The sequence below is a fragment of the Yersinia vastinensis genome, from assembly GCF_902726565.1.
Taxonomy (GTDB): Bacteria; Pseudomonadota; Gammaproteobacteria; order Enterobacterales; family Enterobacteriaceae; genus Yersinia; species Yersinia vastinensis.
In genome coordinates this window covers 398265-416006 of the sequence record NZ_CACVAF010000002.1, presented here as the reverse complement: position 1 = coordinate 416006, position 17742 = coordinate 398265, and the positions used below count along the sequence as shown (strand labels likewise).

Genomic DNA, 17742 nt, shown 5'->3' with positions numbered 1-17742 from the left:
GAATGAACCATGACGTTGAAAGAGTTAGTGGTTGGTTTCGGCACCCAAGTGCGCAGCCTGTGGATGATTGGCCTTCATGCCTTCCACAAGCGCGAAACCCAAATGTATCCAGAAGAACCGGTGTACCTGCCACCGCGCTACCGTGGTCGAATTGTGCTGACGCGCGATCCCGATGGTGAAGAGCGCTGTGTTGCCTGTAACTTGTGTGCTGTTGCTTGTCCGGTTGGTTGTATTTCATTGCAGAAAGCCGAACACAAAGATGGCCGTTGGTATCCGGAGTTCTTCCGTGTCAACTTCTCCCGCTGCATTTTCTGTGGTCTGTGTGAAGAGGCTTGCCCAACGACCGCTATCCAGCTTACGCCGGATTTCGAAATGGGTGAATTCAAACGCCAGGATCTGGTGTATGAGAAAGAAGATCTGTTGATCTCGGGGCCGGGTAAATATCCGGAATATAACTTCTACCGGATGTCCGGTATGGCGATTGATGGCAAGCAGAAAGGCGAAGCCGAAAATGAAGCCAAACCGATCGACGTTAAAGGTCTGATGCCTTAGGAGCCAGCTTCCATGGAATTTGCATTTTATATTGCAGCATTGGTGGCAGTGGTGGCGACTATTCGCGTTATCACTCATACCAACCCGGTACATGCGCTGCTGTACCTGATTATCTCCCTGCTGGCTATTTCGGCAGTGTTCTTCTCGCTGGGGGCTTACTTCGCCGGTGCGTTGGAAATCATCGTGTACGCCGGTGCCATTATGGTGCTGTTCGTGTTCGTGGTGATGATGCTCAACCTTGGCAATGTCGAACAACAAGAGCGCGACTGGCTGAAACCAAGCTTGTGGATTGGTCCTGGTTTATTGGCCTTGGTGCTGTTATCAGTGCTGATTTACGCCATTAGTTCAGTCAGTGACTCGGGTATCAGCGGTGAAATGGTGGATGCCAAAGCCGTCGGTATTAGCTTGTTTGGCCCTTATGTGCTGGCCGTTGAGCTGGCTTCAATGCTATTGCTGGCAGGGCTGGTGGTTGCCTTCCATATCGGGCGTGAACATAAGCCGGGTGAAGTGCTGGGTGCCAGTGAATCAGCGAAAAGAAAAACGGAGGAACAAGCATGATCCCTCTACAACATGGCCTGATTTTGGCGGCCATTCTGTTTGTGCTGGGGCTGACGGGGTTGCTGATTCGTCGCAACCTGCTGTTTATGCTGATAAGCCTTGAAGTGATGATCAACGCAGCGGCGCTCGCCTTTGTTGTGGCGGGCAGTTATTGGGGTCAGGCTGACGGTCAGGTGATGTATATCCTGGCGATCACACTGGCAGCAGCGGAGGCCAGTATTGGTCTGGCATTGCTGTTACAGCTGTATCGTCGCCGTCATACTCTGAATATCGACACAGTCAGTGAGATGCGCGGATGAACCTATTATATTTAACAATTCTGCTGCCACTGCTGGGCTTCTTGCTGTTGGCATTCTCCCGTGGGCGTTGGTCTGAAAACACCTCCGCCACTGTCGGGGTTGGCTCTATTGGTCTGACGGCGCTGGTGACTCTGTATGTCGCAGTGGATTTCCTGAGCCAAAAGGCAACCGGGGTACAAGTGTTTAACCAAACACTGTGGAACTGGATGTCTGTTGGTACGTTCAACATTCCGCTGACGCTGACACTAGACGGCTTGTCACTGACTATGTTGTCTGTGGTCACTGGAGTGGGCTTCCTGATCCACATGTACGCCTCTTGGTATATGCGTGGGGAAGAGGGCTACTCACGCTTCTTCGCTTACACCAACCTGTTTATCGCCAGTATGGTGGTCTTGGTGTTGGCGGATAACCTGATGCTGATGTATTTGGGTTGGGAAGGGGTAGGGCTGTGCAGTTACTTGCTGATTGGTTTCTACTACACCAATCCGGCTAACGGTGCAGCAGCGATGAAAGCCTTTATCGTGACCCGTGTCGGTGACGTGTTCTTGGCTATCGCCTTGTTTATCCTTTACCAAGAACTGGGTACGTTGAACATTCGTGAGCTGATGGTATTAGCACCGCAGAAACTGGAAATGGGCTCCACCGCCATTACTTGGGCGACGCTAATGTTATTGGGTGGCGCAGTGGGTAAATCGGCGCAGTTGCCGTTACAAACTTGGTTGGCGGATGCGATGGCGGGTCCAACACCGGTTTCCGCTCTTATCCATGCGGCAACCATGGTTACCGCTGGGGTCTATCTGATTGCCCGTACTCACGGCCTGTTCCTGATGGCACCGGAAGTTCTGCATCTGGTAGGGATTATTGGGGCGGTTACCCTAGTGTTGGCAGGTTTTGCCGCCTTGGTACAAACCGATATCAAACGGGTCTTGGCCTATTCCACCATGAGCCAGATTGGCTACATGTTCTTGGCGCTGGGCGTTCAGGCGTGGGATGCGGCGATTTTCCACCTGATGACCCATGCTTTCTTCAAAGCCTTACTGTTCCTCTCTTCCGGTTCAGTCATTCTGGCCTGTCACCACGAACAAAATATCTTCAAAATGGGCGGTCTGCGTAAGACTATCCCGTTGGTTTATATCTGCTTCCTGGTGGGTGGTGCAGCGCTGGCAGCATTGCCAATCGTCACCGCAGGCTTCTACAGTAAAGACGAAATTCTGTGGGGCGCATTGGCCAGTGGCCATATCAATCTGATGGTTGCAGGCTTGGTTGGGGCATTCCTCACCGCGCTGTATACCTTCCGTATGATTTTCATTGTGTTCCACGGCGAGCCAAAAACCAAAGCGCATCCGGTCAAAGGGATCACCCATAGCTTGCCGCTGATTGTGTTGCTGGTGCTGTCAACATTTGTTGGTGCGCTGATAACACCACCACTGGCGGGCGTATTGCCAGAGCTTCACTTCGGTGAAGAGGGCAAAATGCCGCTGGAGATCTTCTCTGGCGTACTGGTTGTGGTAGGCATTGCACTGGCGGCGGTACTGTATCTGGGCAAACGTCAGTGGGTAAACAGCATTGCGCAAAGTGCACCGGGCCGCTTCTTTACGGTCTGGTGGTTCCATGCGTGGGGTTTCGACTGGCTGTACCACAACGTATTTGTTCGCCCGTATCTGTGGATTGCAAGACTGTTGCAACGTGATCCGCTGAACTCACTGATGAATACCCCGGCGATACTTTCGCGCTGGAGTAATCGCGGTCTGACCGTCAGTGAAAATGGACAGGTGCGTTGGTATGTCGCGTCTATGGGTTTGGGTGCAGTCGTTGTACTGGCTCTGTTGCTTTTCGTTTAATTAGGGACACAAAACGCCATGCTATTACCTTGGCTAATTCTTATCCCCTTTATCGGCGGCTTACTGTCTTGGCAGTGTGAGCGCTTCGGTACTAGAGTACCGCGCTGGATAGCGCTACTCGCGATGGGGCTGACATTGGTGCTCTCTCTGCAACTGTGGGTGCAGGGCAGCTATTCACTGATTAATCCGGCGGGTATCCCGCAGTGGCAATCAGAATTCACCTTGCCGTGGATCCCACGGTTCGGCATTGCTTTCCATCTGGCTTTAGATGGGTTGTCACTGCTGATGGTCGTGTTGACCGGCCTACTGGGTGTGCTGGCTATCCTCTGTTCGTGGCGTGAAATTCAGCGCAATCAGGGGTTCTTCTACCTGAATCTGTTGTGGATTCTGGGTGGGGTTATCGGCGTGTTCCTTGCCATCGACATGTTCCTGTTCTTCTTCTTCTGGGAAATGATGTTGGTGCCGATGTACTTCCTGATTGCCTTGTGGGGTCACAAAGCATCGGATGGTAAAACGCGCATCGCGGCAGCGACCAAGTTCTTCATCTATACCCAGGCCAGTGGCCTGATTATGTTGATTGCCATTTTGGGGTTGGTGTTTGTGCACTACAACGCCACCGGCATCTGGACATTCAACTACGAAGACCTGCTGAAAACGCCGATGTCCCACAATGTGGAATATCTGCTGATGCTAGGCTTCTTTATCGCTTTCGCGGTAAAAATGCCTGTGGTGCCATTACACGGTTGGTTACCCGATGCGCATAGTCAGGCACCGACAGCAGGTTCTGTCGACTTGGCTGGGATTTTGCTGAAAACCGCCGCTTATGGTTTGCTGCGTTTCAGCTTGCCACTGTTCCCAAATGCCTCTGCTGAATTTGCCCCTATCGCCATGTGGTTGGGTGTTGTCGGTATCTTCTATGGCGCATGGATGGCATTCTGCCAGACGGATATCAAACGTCTGATTGCTTATACCAGCGTATCGCACATGGGCTTTGTCCTGATTGCCATTTATACCGGCAGCCAACTGGCCTACCAAGGTGCGGTTATCCAGATGATTGCTCACGGTCTTTCTGCCGCGGGTATGTTCATCATTTGTGGTCAGCTATACGAGCGCCTGCATACACGTGATATGCGCCAAATGGGCGGCCTGTGGGGTCGAATCAAATATTTGCCTGCGCTGTCGTTGTTCTTCGCGGTAGCCACTTTGGGGATGCCGGGCACCGGTAACTTCGTGGGTGAATTTATGATCCTGTTCGGCAGCTTCCAAGTCGTTCCAGTTATCACGGTTATCTCGACTTTCGGGCTGGTTTTTGCTTCGGTTTACTCGCTGATTATGATGCAGCGTGCTTATTACGGCGCGCCAAAATCACAAGAAGCATTACCGGGCATGAGTGCAAGGGAACTGTCCATCATCCTGCTGTTAGTGGTGTTGTTAGTCTTGCTGGGGGTTTACCCGCAGCCAATTCTCGACACTTCACATGCTGCGATGAGTAATGTACAGCAGTGGTTCTCAGCTTCATCTATTCCAACAACAAGGCCGTAATTCGCCATGACAATAACTCCTCAACAACTGATCGCAATGCTACCGCTGTTGATCGTCGGATTGACGGTGGTGGTTGTGATGCTGTCCATTGCGTGGCGACGCGATCACTTTATTAACGCCACTCTGACGGTTATCGGGCTTAACCTGGCACTGCTGTCACTCTACTTTGTCGGTCAAGTCGGGCCGATGGATGTCACGCCGCTGATGCGGGTTGACGGCTATTCGATGTTTTACACAGGGCTGGTAATTGTTGCCAGTCTGGCAACCAGTACCTTTGCTTATCCGTGGCTTAATGGCTACCCAGATAACCGCGAAGAGTTCTATCTACTGGTGCTGATCGCAGCCATGGGCGGCATTCTGTTAGCCAGTGCTAATCATCTGGCCTCGCTGTTCTTGGGTATCGAACTGATCTCCTTGCCGCTGTTTGGTCTGATTGGTTATGCCTATCGCCAGAAGCGTTCGCTGGAAGCCAGTATCAAATACATGCTGCTGTCGGCGGCAGCCTCTTCATTCCTGCTGTTCGGGATGGCGCTGCTGTATGCAGAATCCGGTAGTCTGTCTTTCGCCGGTTTGGGCAAAAGCCTGAGTGACTCGGTTATCCATCAGCCGCTGATTCTGGCCGGCCTAGGGATGATGATTGTCGGCCTCGGCTTTAAATTGTCACTGGTGCCATTCCAACTTTGGACGCCAGATGTGTATCAGGGCGCACCAGCTCCGGTATCGACCTTCTTGGCAACAGCCAGTAAGATTGCCATTTTTGCCGTCGTGATGCGCTTGTTCCTGTATGCGCCAGCGGCTGACAGTGAAGCGGTCCGTTTGGTGCTTTCACTGATTGCGGTGGCATCGATTCTGTTCGGTAACCTGATGGCAATCAGCCAGACCAATATCAAGCGTCTGCTAGGCTACTCCTCAATTGCGCATCTTGGCTATTTGTTGATTGCGCTGGTGGCAGTCCAAACCCACCAGTTAGCACTGGAAACAGTGGGTGTGTATCTGGCGGGTTACTTGTTCAGCAGCTTGGGGGCTTTCGGTGTGGTCAGCTTGATGTCCAGTCCGTACAAAGGCCCGGATGCTGAGTCGCTGTTCTCCTATCGCGGGTTGTTCTGGCATAAGCCAATCCTGTCTGCAGTGATGACCGTGATGATGCTGTCACTGGCCGGGATCCCAATGACTCTGGGCTTTATCGGTAAGTTCTTTGTCGTCGCAATGGGTGTCAGTGCAAACTTATGGTGGCTGACCGGTGCGGTGGTATTGGGCAGCGCTATTGGCCTATATTACTACCTGCGTGTCACTGTTAGTTTGTACCTTAGCGCGCCAGAAACATTGGTTCGCGACACACCAAACAACTGGGCACTGACAGCCGGTGGTGTAGTGGTACTGATTTCCGCGATTTTGGTACTGGTGTTGGGTATTTATCCACAACCGTTGATTACACTGGTTCAAATGGCCCAGCCGCTGATGTAACTGTGCGCTGAAGCCAAACAAAACCCTCTGTGAGTTTCGACTGACAGGGGGTTTTTCTTTTAGAGGCTATTAAGATTGTTTCAAGTTATTCAGATTTTTTCGCGACCCAAACCATAAAAGTACATGAATGATATTTGTGATAAAAATCACATTAAATATGAAATTAAAATATTTGTTTCATTATTAATGTGATTTAAATCGATAAATTATGACCTAAACTCAGGTAAACTGCGCGGCTTTCATCCAATGAACGTTTTGTCTCACTCTCTTGCGCAGGTACACACTGATGAACATTATTCTGATGATTGCCATTACCACTGGCATTCTCTCGGGTATTTGGGGCTGGGTTGCGGTCAGCTTAGGGCTTATCAGTTGGGCGGGTTTTCTTGGTTGCACCGCGTATTTCGCTTGCCCGCAAGGGGGGCTGAGAGGGTTGCTTATCACGTTGCTCACCTGCATGAGCGGTGTGTTCTGGGCGATGATGATTATTCAGGGCAGCGCATTGCAACCTGAATGGACCATGCTTGGATATATGTTGACAGGCATTGTGGCATTTTTGATGTGTATTCAGGCGTGCCAGCAGTGGTTATCGTTTGTACCCGGCACGTTTATCGGTGCCTGCGCCACCTTTGCAGGCAATGGGGATTGGAAATTAGTGGTGGCTTCATTGTTAGTCGGAGCCGTGTTTGGTTATGCCATGAAAAATAGCGGGTTATGGCTGGCCGCTAGACGGAGTCGTCCGGGGAAAGAGGCTTCTTTATCACCCTCGGCGGACACAAAATAAGAGATGAAATTTGGCTAACTGGCTGATTCGGTTGTCAGTGCCCCATCGCTTATGGTGCCACGCGTGAAGCTATGCGTTTTAACAACCGAACGGTCATTTCGCTACAACTCAAATGACATCACAGCAGATGATGAGCAACCTTAACCACCAGCTTGCGTAGTGGGGTAATTTCGGCCAATGTTCCCATTGGACGATGCAATTCACCGGGGAACAAAATCGCGATATCTCCGGGGGCCAGAGTTAGCAGGGTTTCTGTGGTGATCCCTTCAAATAAGCCATAATCTCGCTCAGTATCAAAATCCATTGTCGGGCGCTGGCCCTGAGTGGTGGGGGAAGCACCAATCACTTCATTACCTTCCAGCAGAATATGAATATCAATGTAATAATGATGTAATTCAGGGGCTTGTTCATACAATGGCTTAGTTGTAGCAATAATATGATTGAGATAAATCTCCCGGCCTTCAATATCGCGTTCACCGGTAGGCAAATTGGCTAAATCCAGTTTGTTGATTGCTGCCAGTGTACGACGGATAGCCTCAGGGTAGAGTGGGTTATTCACTGCGTTTTTCAGTTCATCAAGTATCATAATAATTCCTATATTCTTACATCAGCATTGTTTTTATATCAGCATGGTACTGGAGGAGCTTAAGCGCAGTGGCTCACCTTGCTTTCTTGTTTTAACGCGGTGATGCAGTGTTCAACCACACCGACAATGTCCGGCGAAATATCAATGGCAACCACATCAGGCTCGCGAGCATCGGGTACTTCGAGTGTTGCAAACTGGCTTTTTAACAGGCTTTCCGGCATAAAATGTCCAGCCCGCTGCTGCATTCTGTGCAATACCAAATCGTAATCACCAGTCAGCCACAAAAAACGAATCCCCTGATTACCTTCGCGCAGACGATCGCGATACTGCTTTTTCAATGCCGAACACACGAGAAAACCCACTTCATTTTTTTGTTGCAGGCTATAGGCCACATCGCTTAGCCGTTCCAGCCAAGGCCCACGGTCTTGATCATTCAGAGGCTGGCCTGATGCCATTTTTTGAATGTTGGCGCGTGGGTGCAAATCATCCCCATCAATAAATTTGGCATTCAATTTTTGCGCCAACGCCTGCCCGACACAGGATTTTCCCGTGCCGGAGACGCCCATGACAATAATGCATTTACCGGACATAACTTCCCTCAGTACCTATCAGACTGCAACCAGCATGCCGCCATCGACAAACAGCAGGTGACCATTAACAAAATCAGAGGCTTTTGAAGAGAGATACACCGCCGCACCAATCAACTCTTCTGGATCACCCCAACGGGCCGCTGGAGTCCGTTTGCACAGCCAATCAGTGAAGGCTTTATCATCCACCAGTGCTTTCGTCATCTCTGTTTTGAAATAACCCGGAGCGATCCCGTTGACCTGAATGTTATATCGGGCTAGCTCGACACACATTCCACGAGTCAACATTTTGACTGCCCCTTTAGAGGCGGCATACGGGGTGATAGTGTCTCGGCCTAGTTCACTTTGCATCGAGCAAATATTAATAATCTTGCCGCGTTGGCGCTGAACCATATAACGAGAGACCGCTTGTGAAACCAAAAATACAGATTTTTGGTTTACGGCAATAACGTCATCCCAATCTTTTTCTGGAAATTCAGTAAAAGCATGGCGGCGTTGAATACCCGCATTATTAATTAAAACATCAATAGTACCAATGCGACTTTCTATTTGTGTAATAGCCTCATTCACTGCATCATGGTCAGTCACATTAAATGCTGCTGCATGAGCAATAAACCCCTCGTTACGTAATTCAGCCACCGCTTTTTCTGCACGTTCAGCGGTAATATCATTAATAATAATTTCGGCTCCAAATTCAGCGAGTCCTTTTGCCAATAAAAATCCAATACCTTGTGCCGAACCGGTAATTAATACTCTGCGTTTTTCTAAAGAAAACAAATTTTTCATAATAAATTCCTGATGGCGTTAATTAAACGTCATATACAATAAGTATTGTTGCCGAATAAAAATAGTGGCCGATTAACTGTTATTAATATAAAAATAGTCAATTGGCTGCTTGAAAACATATGCCTATCAGACCGTTTTTCACTTTAGTAAACTGTGATGAAGATCACTTTAAATCATGTTACAGCAGCCTGTTACCGCTAACGTGAGCAATATCGCCTTCATGAGGAGAAAATAACGCTATCCGCACGGAGTTTACTCACATGGGAAGATAGTTACAGATTAACTTATTGATAATAAAATAACTTAATAATCGAGCTCTTGGCTGTTATGCCATTTTTAACCCGTAACATACTTTTCATTATCCGCACTAACAGTGCATAATCATTTCACTCTTCCCGCACTCTTGTTCCAGGTATATGCCATGAAAAACCAGCGTGTTACGTTACAGGATATCGCGTTACTTGCAGGCGTGACTAAAATGACTGTCAGCCGCTACTTACGCACGCCGGAAAAAGTGGCTCCAGAGACCGGTGAGCGTATTGCTCAGGTGATGACAGAAGTCAATTACAGTGCTGATTCTGACGGGGAAACCAGCCTTAATCAAAAGACTCCGCGTATTGGCATTTTAGTGCCTTCCTTTAATAACCAGATTTTCTCCGATCTACTGGCTGGAATTGAATCAGTGACGGCGGCCAGCGGCTACCAAACGCTCGTGGTTAACTATAACTACAATAAAGAACGTGAAGAGGAGCAGATAATTAATCTGCTGTCTTGCCAAATTTCAGGGATGATTTTGACTGACTCTGAACATACATTACGGGCTGATAAGTATTTGAATGCCGCAGAACTTCCGGTAGCGCAAGTGATGGATTTGGAGCCTCAGTTCGACCGTATTACGGTGGGGTTTAATAATTATCAGGCCGCTTATGACATGACAGCAACGCTGCTGGCCAGTGGGAAACAGAATATTGTCTACTTTGGTTCCATGTCTGATGTACGAGATCGCAAACGTTATCAAGGATATAGCCAAGCAATGAGTGATGCCGGGTTCTCGCCTTTGCATATTACACCGAACAAAGTTTCTTCAGTCTCTATTGGGGCTGGTATGTTGGCATTGGCACGGCAAATGTATCCGCAGGTCGATGCAATTTTTTGCACTAATGATGATATGGCGGTTGGCGTGTTACAGGAATGCTTAAAATTGGGCATCGCAGTACCAGCAGAAATGGCAATCTCTGGCTTTCATGGCTTGGATATTGGTCAGGCAACCACGCCAGTATTGGCCAGTGTCACGACGCCGCGTTTTGAAATGGGTAAAGTTGCCGCTGAAATATTGATTAAGAAAATCAAAAAAATACCGACAATTGAACAGGTTGACCTTCATTATCGTATCTCACTCGGTGGGACTATCTAAGATCTCCACGGCCATTCGAAAGCCGCGTTCTACAGCGACTCACTATTATTGTGCTACGTAAACAGTGAGCCGCTTCCAGTGATTTCCCCATCATCAGGCTATCTCTTGCCATAACAAACAGTGCTAACCGATAACATTTTGGTTAAGGCATTACATGACTTATTAACGCGTATTTGATTAGCTGAAACAATTCAGCTTTGGCAATGATAAGTCGATCACGTTACCGGTAACATGTTTTCTTAACATGATTTACAGTGACCCACATCACAAAATAAAACATTGAAAACAGGTCTCATAACGATATTCGCTGAATGGCTCAATCATCCGATGATTACCTGTCGCCATTCTGGTTTTTGATTTATTGACATAATCAGGTACTCGTAATGAAAAACAGCAAACAAGCCGTATTGATCATCGCTCCAGTAATGGACTATTTAACGCAGAAGCTGGAACAAAATTTTACGGTTCATAAACTTTTCCAGATGACTGATCCCACTGAATTTCTGGCAGAGCAGGGCAAGAATATCAAAGGCATTGTGACCCGCGGTGATATCGGTGTAACCAACGAAGTGCTGGCGTTATTACCCGAAGTACAGATTATCTCAATATTCGGTGTGGGCACGGACGCAGTGGATCTGGATATGACGCGTGAGCGCAATATCATTGTGACCACAACGCCGGGTGTACTGACTGACGATGTGGCTGACACTGCGCTAGGACTGATTATTGCCACCTCTCGCCGTTTATGTCAGGCCGATAAATTCCTGCGTGCCGGGCAGTGGCCACACAGCAGCCTACCACTCTCCTCTAAAGTGACCGGCAAGCGTTTGGGGATCTTCGGGATGGGGCGCATAGGCCAAGCGATTGCCCGCCGTGCCGTGGGTTTCGATATGCAAATTGCTTATACCGACACGGTGCACATCGAGAGTTTGCCCTACCAATATGTGCCAGACTTAATGAGTCTTGCCCAGCAAAGCGATATTCTGGTCGTTGCTATTTCAGGCGGGAAAGACAGCGCCGGTCTGGTGAATAAAACCACTTTTGCTGTGATGCCAAATCATGCGCTGCTGATCAATATTGCTCGCGGCAGTATGGTTAATCAGGATGATTTAATTCATGCATTGCAACAGCAAGAAATTGGTGGTGCTGGTTTGGATGTCTTTGCAGATGAACCTAATGTGCCTCAGGCCTTAATTGAAATGGATAACGTTGTGTTACTGCCGCATATTGCCAGCGCCACGACAGAAACCCGAATTCAAATGAGTGATATTGTCTTCTCTAATATTCTTGCTCACTTCTCGGGTGAAAAAGCGCCAACGGCCATCGTTTATAAATAAATTAAATAGTCATCATAATAAAAAATATTGCGTGAAATTTAATTAACAGCAGCAAATATCCTTATTTGCTTTCGCCCTACCTTGCACCTTTATTCTTGGTGCAGGGTAATACTTTGCTATTATCATAAGGCGTATATATATGGACAGCAAGATCCCTAATGCCCGTTGGTTCCGCGTTATTGTTCCAATAATGATTGCTTGTATTATTTCTTTTATGGACCGGGTCAATATTAGTTTTGCCCTACCGGGCGGTATGGAAAGCGATCTGGCTATTACCAGCCAAATGGCCGGTTTAGCGGGCGGTATTTTCTTTATTGGTTATTTATTTTTACAAGTACCCGGCGGCCGTATTGCCGTTCATGGTAGTGGCAGAAAATTCATTGCTTATTCTCTTGCTGTCTGGGCAGTTGTATCGATTCTGACGGGTTTTGTCACTAACCATTATCAATTGTTATTCCTGCGCTTTGTTCTGGGGGTTTCTGAGGGCGGCATGTTGCCGGTGGTATTGACCATGGTCAGTAACTGGTTCCCAGAACGTGAGATTGGTCGCGCGAATGCTTTCGTGATGATGTTTGCCCCGATAGGAGGCATGTTCACCGCTCCGCTATCTGGCTTTATCATTAATGCACTCGATTGGCGTTGGTTGTTCTTTTTGGAAGGGTCACTATCAGCCGTGGTGCTGGTGATGTGGTGGTTTGTTATCAGTGACCGGCCAGAAGAGGCCAAATGGTTGTCCGCCAAAGAACGTGATTATTTGGTCACAGAGCTGGCGCGGGAGCGTGCTGAACGGATGCTGGATACGCCAGTAACTAACGCCCCACTCAAAGCTGTTTTCCTCAATAGAGGTTTGATGAAGTTGGTCGCACTAAACTTTTTTTATCAGACAGGGGATTATGGCTACACCTTGTGGTTACCCACTATTTTAAAGAATCTGACTGGCGGCAATATGGCCTCCGTGGGTGTTCTGGCGATTTTGCCTTTTATTGCGACTACCGCCGGTATTTACGTCATCTCTGCGTTGTCGGATAAAACCGGGAAACGCCGTCTGTTGATTATGATTTCCCTGTTTTGTTTTGCCGCGGGTCTGGTGACATCGGTGATTTTCCGTCACAACGTACTGGTCTCGTATTTGGCGTTAGTGGTGTGTGGTTTCTTCCTTAAAGCAGCAACGAGTCCATTCTGGTCAATTCCGGGGCGCATTGCGGTACCCGAAGTGGCGGGGGGCGCGCGTGGTGTGATTAACGGGTTAGGTAATCTGGGCGGATTCTGCGGCCCGTATTTGGTGGGGGTGATGATTTTCTTCTACGGCCAAAGTGCGGCAGTTTGCATGTTAGCTGGCTCCTTGATTATTGCCGGGCTGATTACGCTTACCTTGCCAAAAGAGTGTGACGTTGAAGTCACCACCAAGGGAACAGGAATGGCTGACAAAAACTTAGCCAAAGCCAAACGCGCTTAAGCCAGATAGGCGGTATCGATGGGAGATAACCCAGCCGCCGCTCATCACCGGAGAATCTCATGAACTTACAGCAGCAACTCACCCACTGCCAACAGCACCAACAGCTTTTGCAGTTGACGCATTTTAATCATGAAACAGCTTGGCAGTTAGGTGAAAAAATCAAGCAGCAGGCCGAACGGCAAGGTGTGGCTCTGGCTATCAATATCACCGTGAACGGGCAAACATTATTCAGTTACGCCATGCCAGGCACCACTGCTGAAAACAGTGACTGGCTACGGCGCAAACGCCATATGGTGGAGTTACTGGGTATCAGTTCTTATGCCGCCGGGTTAATGCTGCAACAGCGCCAGACCTCGCTGGAAGCGCGTTATGGTGTCAGTTTGCGAGATTACGCCGCGTTAGGTGGTGGATACCCACTACAGGTTAGACAGGCCGGTATTATCGGCAGCGTTAATGTTTCCGGCGCGCCACATCTGGATGATCACAATTTGCTGTTGCTGGTATTGGCGGATTTTATCGGCCTCCCTGCGGGCAGTATTGAACTTTTGGCTCCCTTGAGTGAATAAGGAATGGCGATGAACCCGACTCTCATCCGCGTCACGCAGCGTATTACTGCGCGTTCTGCGGCGACTCGCACGGCCTATTTGCAACGCATTAGTGCAGCAAAGGGGAATACCGTTCACCGTTCGCAACTGGCCTGTGGCAATTTGGCTCATGGTTTTGCTGCCTGCCAACCTGATGATAAAACCGCATTGAAAAATATGGTACGTAGCGATATTGCCATTATTACTTCCTATAACGATATGCTGTCCGCCCATCAGCCTTATGAGCATTACCCACAACAATTGAAAGAGGCACTGCATGATGTCGGTGCGGTCGGGCAGGTTGCGGGGGGAGTTCCCGCTATGTGTGACGGAGTGACACAAGGGCAAGATGGCATGGAGCTGTCACTGATGAGCCGTGATGTCATTGCCATGTCTGCGGCAATTGGCCTGTCTCACAACATGTTCGATGGGGCTTTGTATCTTGGGGTATGTGACAAAATTGTGCCGGGGTTACTGATGGCTGCTTTGTCATTTGGCCATTTACCGGCGGTTTTTGTTCCTGCGGGGCCAATGAGCAGTGGTTTATCTAATAAAGAGAAAGTGCGGGTACGCCAACTGTATGCCGAGGGTAAAGTTGACAGACATGCATTGTTGGAAGCGGAAGCCGCCTCTTATCACAGCGCTGGCACTTGCACATTTTATGGCACCGCCAACTCGAATCAGATGGTAATGGAAGTGATGGGGCTGCACTTACCCGGTTCTTCATTTATTCAGCCTAATACGCCACTGCGTGATGCTTTGACCGCGGCGGCGGCGCGTCAGGTCACGCGTTTGACACAAATTAGCGGCAACTATCTACCAGTTGGCCAGTTAGTGGATGAAAAAGTGGTAGTGAATGGCATCGTGGCACTGCTGGCCACTGGTGGCTCGACCAATCACACCATGCATCTGGTGGCGATGGCGCGCATGGCAGGCATTATCATTAATTGGGATGACTTTTCCGAACTGTCAGAAGTGACCCCGCAGCTATGTCGCATTTACCCGAATGGCCCGGCAGATATTAACTATTTTCAGGCTGCGGGGGGAGTGGCATTGCTGGTAAGAGAGCTACTGCAAGGTGGTTTGCTGCACGAAGATGTCCATACGGTGGCTGGGTTTGGTTTACAGCGTTACACCCAAGAACCCTATCTGGCAAAGGGGGAGCTGCAATGGCGCAGCGGGCCTGTGCGGTCACTGGATGATCAGGTTATTGCCCATTTGGCTCAACCTTTCTCGCCACATGGGGGGACCAAAGTATTAAGTGGCAATTTGGGGCGTGCGGTGATGAAAACGTCAGCAGTGCCTCATGCGCATCAAATTATCGAAGGGCCTGCGGTGGTATTTGAAAACCAGCACGACGTCGGGCCAGCATTTGAATCTGGTGAGTTGAACCGCGACTGTGTGGTGGTCGTACGTTATCAAGGGCCACGAGCCATTGGAATGCCGGAGTTACATAAGTTGATGCCGCCACTGGGCGTATTATTGGATCGCGGTTTTAAAGTGGCGCTGGTCACCGATGGCCGTTTATCTGGTGCATCAGGCAAAGTCCCCTCGGCAATTCATGTGACGCCAGAAGCTTATTGCGGTGGTTTACTGGCAAAAATCCGCAACGGCGATCGGGTTCGGGTGGATGGTGTTAGCGGTGAACTTTCATTGTTAGTCGATGAAACCGAATTGGCCAGCCGCCCTGTGGAACGGCCAGATATCTCGGCTTTCCATGCTGGATCTGGGCGAGAATTATTTGGTGCGTTGCGAGAGCAATTTACCGGGGCAGAGCAGGGGGCGTGTAGTGTTTATGGTTGATTTGGGTGATTTGGTTCAGTCGACATGAGATTAGTGGCGACGGAGGTGCCCACAAACTCATCATCAATCCGAACTCATCCTCGTCCCTCCCCAGATAGACTATCCTTATAGGATGCTCTTTTTTCAATCATGGAGAACGCATATGAACCGAGATAGAGAACAGCAAACTTCACTGGATGATGATTTGACCATGTTGACGGATACATTGGAAGAGGTGCTGCGGGCCTCGGGTGATGCTGCCGATGAAAGTTATCAGGAAATCAAAGCGCGGGCGGAGAAAGCCTTAAAGGAGGTTCAATACCGTTTGAGTGGCCGCAGTGAATGCTATATCAAACGGGCAAAAGCGCTGGCGTGCTGTACCGACGATTATGTCCGCGAAAAACCGTGGTGCAGTGTGGGAATCGGCGCCACAGTAGGGTTGGTTATAGGGCTATTGCTCGCCCGCCGCTAGAGTGTTTTCTCTGTGTATTTCGCTCACCACTATCCCATGCTAAGGGTAGGTGTACTCCTGCCCTTAGCCCCCATTAAGAGGTAAAGATTTGTGCCGATATCAAATATTAGTGTGATAACGAACAATAACTTTTCAATCTGACTTTTTTTATTATTCATGGCCCGTATAATCCCACTCTTTCTGTTGATTTGCCGAGGTGGTCGTGAAGCAACTTTCTGGTTTGTTAGGTGAATTACGGCAAAAGTTGCGTGCCGGTTTCCCTGACCAGGCCGGTATTCGGCAAATTATCTTGCCCGCGCCGGGACAAGTGGGAAACCAATTATTGGAGTGGTTAGCTGCTCAGTGCCATTTCCCTCAATTTTATTGGCACCACCGTGAAGGCCATGAAGAGGCTGCTGTCTGTGGCCAAACCCGGCAGTTTAATGATGTGCAATCCGCTGATCAGTTTATTCAACAGCACAGTGCTACCATCGGGCTGCGAGTCTGGGGTTTGAATGCATTTGAGCCAGTCACTCTTGCTGCCTCTGGTGCTGATAGCCTTCATTCTGAAGCTCAAGGCACACAAACCAGCTTTCTGTTTTTACCGCGTATTGAAATATTGCGCCGCGGCAATAACACGCATTTGACCCTTAACCTGGTCAGTGATTCCTCCCTACAGCAAGATGCCTTGCGTGCTATCACCTTTATTGACCAACTACTTGCCGCTAAACCGCTCCCCGCACTGGATACCGTGGTTGAACAGGCCAGCCATATGCCGGAATACCCGCAATGGAGCCGCTTGATTCAGCAAGCTCTGGGCAGTATTGAGCAACAAAAAATGGAAAAAGTGGTTCTGGCGCGGGCGACTCGCTTGCGGCTGGACAAACCGCTCTCCTGTACGGCTTTTATGGCCGCCAGCCGTCAGGTTAATCACCACTGTTTTCATTATCTGTTGCGCTTTGATGCATCACGGGCATTTTTAGGCTCCAGCCCGGAGCGCTTATATCTGCGCCAACTTTGCCATTTGGAAACCGAAGCCTTGGCGGGGACGGTGTCAAATGATGAAGATACTGGCCAAGCTACTGAATTAGCTCATTGGCTGATGAGTGATGAAAAAAATCAGCGCGAAAATTTACTGGTAGTCGATGATATTTGTCAGCGTCTACAAGGTGGGGTTGAAGCGGTGGATGTGATGCCACCAGAGATTATTCGATTACGCAAAGTACAGCATTTGCGCCGCCGCATTCATGCGCAGCTTAATCAGGCCAGTGATACCGATTGCTTGCAACGATTGCAACCCACCGCGGCGGTGGCGGGGTTACCACGGAATATCGCTCGGCAGTTTATTGCCGAAAACGAACCCTTTTCCCGTGGCTGGTATGCGGGGTCGGCCGGCTATCTTTCACTCAAGCAGAGTGAGTTCAGCGTCACCCTGCGTTCGGCATGGGTGGAGGAGCAATGGCTGCATCTGTATGCCGGAGCCGGTATCGTGGCGGGTTCTGACCCAGAGCAAGAGTGGCAAGAAATTAACAATAAATCCGCTGGATTACGCACGTTGCTGGTTAATCAATCACGCGATAATGATGAATAAAATACGGTAATTAACCGCACTTGTTATGTGGGCGGATTGTGACCCCCATGCCGCAGGTGTAAACTGTTAAACTCGGCAAAACTAAACCACATGTGTGGTATAGGTCGGTAAAATTTTAACCATTAATC

The 17742-nt window shown here is 49.2% G+C and carries 17 protein-coding genes; 14 read left to right on the top strand and 3 right to left on the bottom strand.

Annotated features, from left to right (window positions below; all coding sequences use genetic code 11):
• Positions 1–9 precede the first annotated feature (9 nt).
• The 7 genes from nuoI to HUZ92_RS04480 all read left to right on the top strand — a co-directional run bounded on the left by nuoI (position 10) and on the right by HUZ92_RS04480 (position 7040).
• Complete coding sequence (gene nuoI / locus HUZ92_RS04510) at positions 10–552, top strand: NADH-quinone oxidoreductase subunit NuoI (RefSeq protein WP_050096905.1); 543 nt, start codon at positions 10–12, stop codon at positions 550–552.
• Between the two features lie 12 nt (positions 553–564).
• Positions 565–1110 (top strand): NADH-quinone oxidoreductase subunit J, encoded by a 546-nt coding sequence (gene nuoJ / locus HUZ92_RS04505; protein ID WP_050096906.1) that lies wholly within the window; start codon positions 565–567, stop codon positions 1108–1110.
• Positions 1107–1409, top strand: coding sequence for an NADH-quinone oxidoreductase subunit NuoK (gene nuoK / locus HUZ92_RS04500; RefSeq protein ID WP_032815102.1), 303 nt, complete (start codon positions 1107–1109; stop codon positions 1407–1409). Before nuoJ ends, nuoK begins: the two co-directional genes overlap by 4 nt.
• Positions 1406–3250, top strand: coding sequence for an NADH-quinone oxidoreductase subunit L (nuoL, locus tag HUZ92_RS04495; RefSeq protein ID WP_050096907.1), 1845 nt, complete (start codon positions 1406–1408; stop codon positions 3248–3250). The genes nuoK and nuoL overlap by 4 nt, the downstream gene beginning before the upstream one ends.
• A gap of 18 nt (positions 3251–3268) precedes the next feature.
• On the top strand, positions 3269–4792 hold the full coding sequence (nuoM, locus tag HUZ92_RS04490; protein ID WP_050096908.1) for an NADH-quinone oxidoreductase subunit M: 1524 nt from the start codon (positions 3269–3271) through the stop codon (positions 4790–4792).
• 6 nt (positions 4793–4798) lie between these two features.
• Positions 4799–6256 carry an NADH-quinone oxidoreductase subunit NuoN gene (gene nuoN / locus HUZ92_RS04485; RefSeq protein WP_050096909.1) on the top strand — a complete coding sequence of 486 codons (1458 nt, stop codon included), beginning with the start codon at positions 4799–4801 and terminating at the stop codon, positions 6254–6256.
• Positions 6257–6542: 286 nt separating this feature from the next.
• Positions 6543–7040: a DUF1097 domain-containing protein gene (locus HUZ92_RS04480; protein WP_050140355.1), complete on the top strand. Its 498-nt coding sequence runs from the start codon at positions 6543–6545 to the stop codon at positions 7038–7040.
• 118 nt (positions 7041–7158) lie between these two features.
• Here the strand turns inward: HUZ92_RS04480 and HUZ92_RS04475 are convergent, their stop codons facing one another.
• From HUZ92_RS04475 to idnO, 3 genes are read right to left on the bottom strand one after another with little or no spacing between them, the layout of a single operon-like run.
• Positions 7159–7626 carry a YhcH/YjgK/YiaL family protein gene (locus HUZ92_RS04475; protein ID WP_050096911.1) on the bottom strand — a complete coding sequence of 156 codons (468 nt, stop codon included), beginning with the start codon at positions 7624–7626 and terminating at the stop codon, positions 7159–7161.
• Positions 7627–7685: 59 nt separating this feature from the next.
• Positions 7686–8216: a gluconokinase gene (locus tag HUZ92_RS04470; protein WP_050096912.1), complete on the bottom strand. Its 531-nt coding sequence runs from the start codon at positions 8214–8216 to the stop codon at positions 7686–7688.
• Positions 8217–8234: 18 nt separating this feature from the next.
• Positions 8235–8999 (bottom strand): gluconate 5-dehydrogenase, encoded by a 765-nt coding sequence (gene idnO, locus HUZ92_RS04465; protein WP_050295294.1) that lies wholly within the window; start codon positions 8997–8999, stop codon positions 8235–8237.
• Between the two features lie 421 nt (positions 9000–9420).
• Here idnO and HUZ92_RS04460 point away from each other — a divergent pair, with 421 nt between their 5' ends.
• The 7 genes from HUZ92_RS04460 (at position 9421) to menF (ending at position 17614) form a co-directional block, all read left to right on the top strand.
• Positions 9421–10413, top strand: coding sequence for a substrate-binding domain-containing protein (locus tag HUZ92_RS04460; RefSeq protein ID WP_050096914.1), 993 nt, complete (start codon positions 9421–9423; stop codon positions 10411–10413).
• Between the two features lie 383 nt (positions 10414–10796).
• On the top strand, positions 10797–11750 hold the full coding sequence (locus tag HUZ92_RS04455; RefSeq protein WP_050096915.1) for a 2-hydroxyacid dehydrogenase: 954 nt from the start codon (positions 10797–10799) through the stop codon (positions 11748–11750).
• Between the two features lie 139 nt (positions 11751–11889).
• A complete protein-coding gene (locus tag HUZ92_RS04450; protein ID WP_145580002.1) occupies positions 11890–13206 on the top strand; it encodes an MFS transporter in 1317 nt (438 codons plus the stop codon).
• Between the two features lie 59 nt (positions 13207–13265).
• Positions 13266–13772 carry a heme-degrading domain-containing protein gene (locus HUZ92_RS04445; RefSeq protein ID WP_050096917.1) on the top strand — a complete coding sequence of 169 codons (507 nt, stop codon included), beginning with the start codon at positions 13266–13268 and terminating at the stop codon, positions 13770–13772.
• Between the two features lie 9 nt (positions 13773–13781).
• Positions 13782–15593, top strand: a complete 1812-nt coding sequence (gene edd / locus HUZ92_RS04440; protein WP_050096918.1) for a phosphogluconate dehydratase — start codon at positions 13782–13784, stop codon at positions 15591–15593.
• 142 nt (positions 15594–15735) lie between these two features.
• Complete coding sequence (locus HUZ92_RS04435; RefSeq protein ID WP_050096919.1) at positions 15736–16044, top strand: DUF883 domain-containing protein; 309 nt, start codon at positions 15736–15738, stop codon at positions 16042–16044.
• Between the two features lie 202 nt (positions 16045–16246).
• Entirely contained in the window at positions 16247–17614 is a 1368-nt protein-coding gene (gene menF / locus HUZ92_RS04430; RefSeq protein WP_050140362.1) for an isochorismate synthase MenF, read from the top strand.
• Positions 17615–17742: the final 128 nt, after the last annotated feature.

Coding starts and splice junctions, on each gene's coding strand:
- nuoJ (WP_050096906.1), top strand. CDS start 565: ATGGAATTTGCATTTTATATTGCAGCATTGGTGGCAGTGGTGGCGACT.
- HUZ92_RS04475 (WP_050096911.1), bottom strand. CDS start 7,626: ATGATACTTGATGAACTGAAAAACGCAGTGAATAACCCACTCTACCCT.
- HUZ92_RS04435 (WP_050096919.1), top strand. CDS start 15,736: ATGAACCGAGATAGAGAACAGCAAACTTCACTGGATGATGATTTGACC.
- edd (WP_050096918.1), top strand. CDS start 13,782: ATGAACCCGACTCTCATCCGCGTCACGCAGCGTATTACTGCGCGTTCT.
- HUZ92_RS04480 (WP_050140355.1), top strand. CDS start 6,543: ATGAACATTATTCTGATGATTGCCATTACCACTGGCATTCTCTCGGGT.
- HUZ92_RS04450 (WP_145580002.1), top strand. CDS start 11,890: ATGGACAGCAAGATCCCTAATGCCCGTTGGTTCCGCGTTATTGTTCCA.
- HUZ92_RS04445 (WP_050096917.1), top strand. CDS start 13,266: ATGAACTTACAGCAGCAACTCACCCACTGCCAACAGCACCAACAGCTT.
- HUZ92_RS04455 (WP_050096915.1), top strand. CDS start 10,797: ATGAAAAACAGCAAACAAGCCGTATTGATCATCGCTCCAGTAATGGAC.
- nuoN (WP_050096909.1), top strand. CDS start 4,799: ATGACAATAACTCCTCAACAACTGATCGCAATGCTACCGCTGTTGATC.
- nuoI (WP_050096905.1), top strand. CDS start 10: ATGACGTTGAAAGAGTTAGTGGTTGGTTTCGGCACCCAAGTGCGCAGC.
- idnO (WP_050295294.1), bottom strand. CDS start 8,999: ATGAAAAATTTGTTTTCTTTAGAAAAACGCAGAGTATTAATTACCGGT.
- HUZ92_RS04470 (WP_050096912.1), bottom strand. CDS start 8,216: ATGTCCGGTAAATGCATTATTGTCATGGGCGTCTCCGGCACGGGAAAA.
- nuoM (WP_050096908.1), top strand. CDS start 3,269: ATGCTATTACCTTGGCTAATTCTTATCCCCTTTATCGGCGGCTTACTG.
- HUZ92_RS04460 (WP_050096914.1), top strand. CDS start 9,421: ATGAAAAACCAGCGTGTTACGTTACAGGATATCGCGTTACTTGCAGGC.
- nuoK (WP_032815102.1), top strand. CDS start 1,107: ATGATCCCTCTACAACATGGCCTGATTTTGGCGGCCATTCTGTTTGTG.
- nuoL (WP_050096907.1), top strand. CDS start 1,406: ATGAACCTATTATATTTAACAATTCTGCTGCCACTGCTGGGCTTCTTG.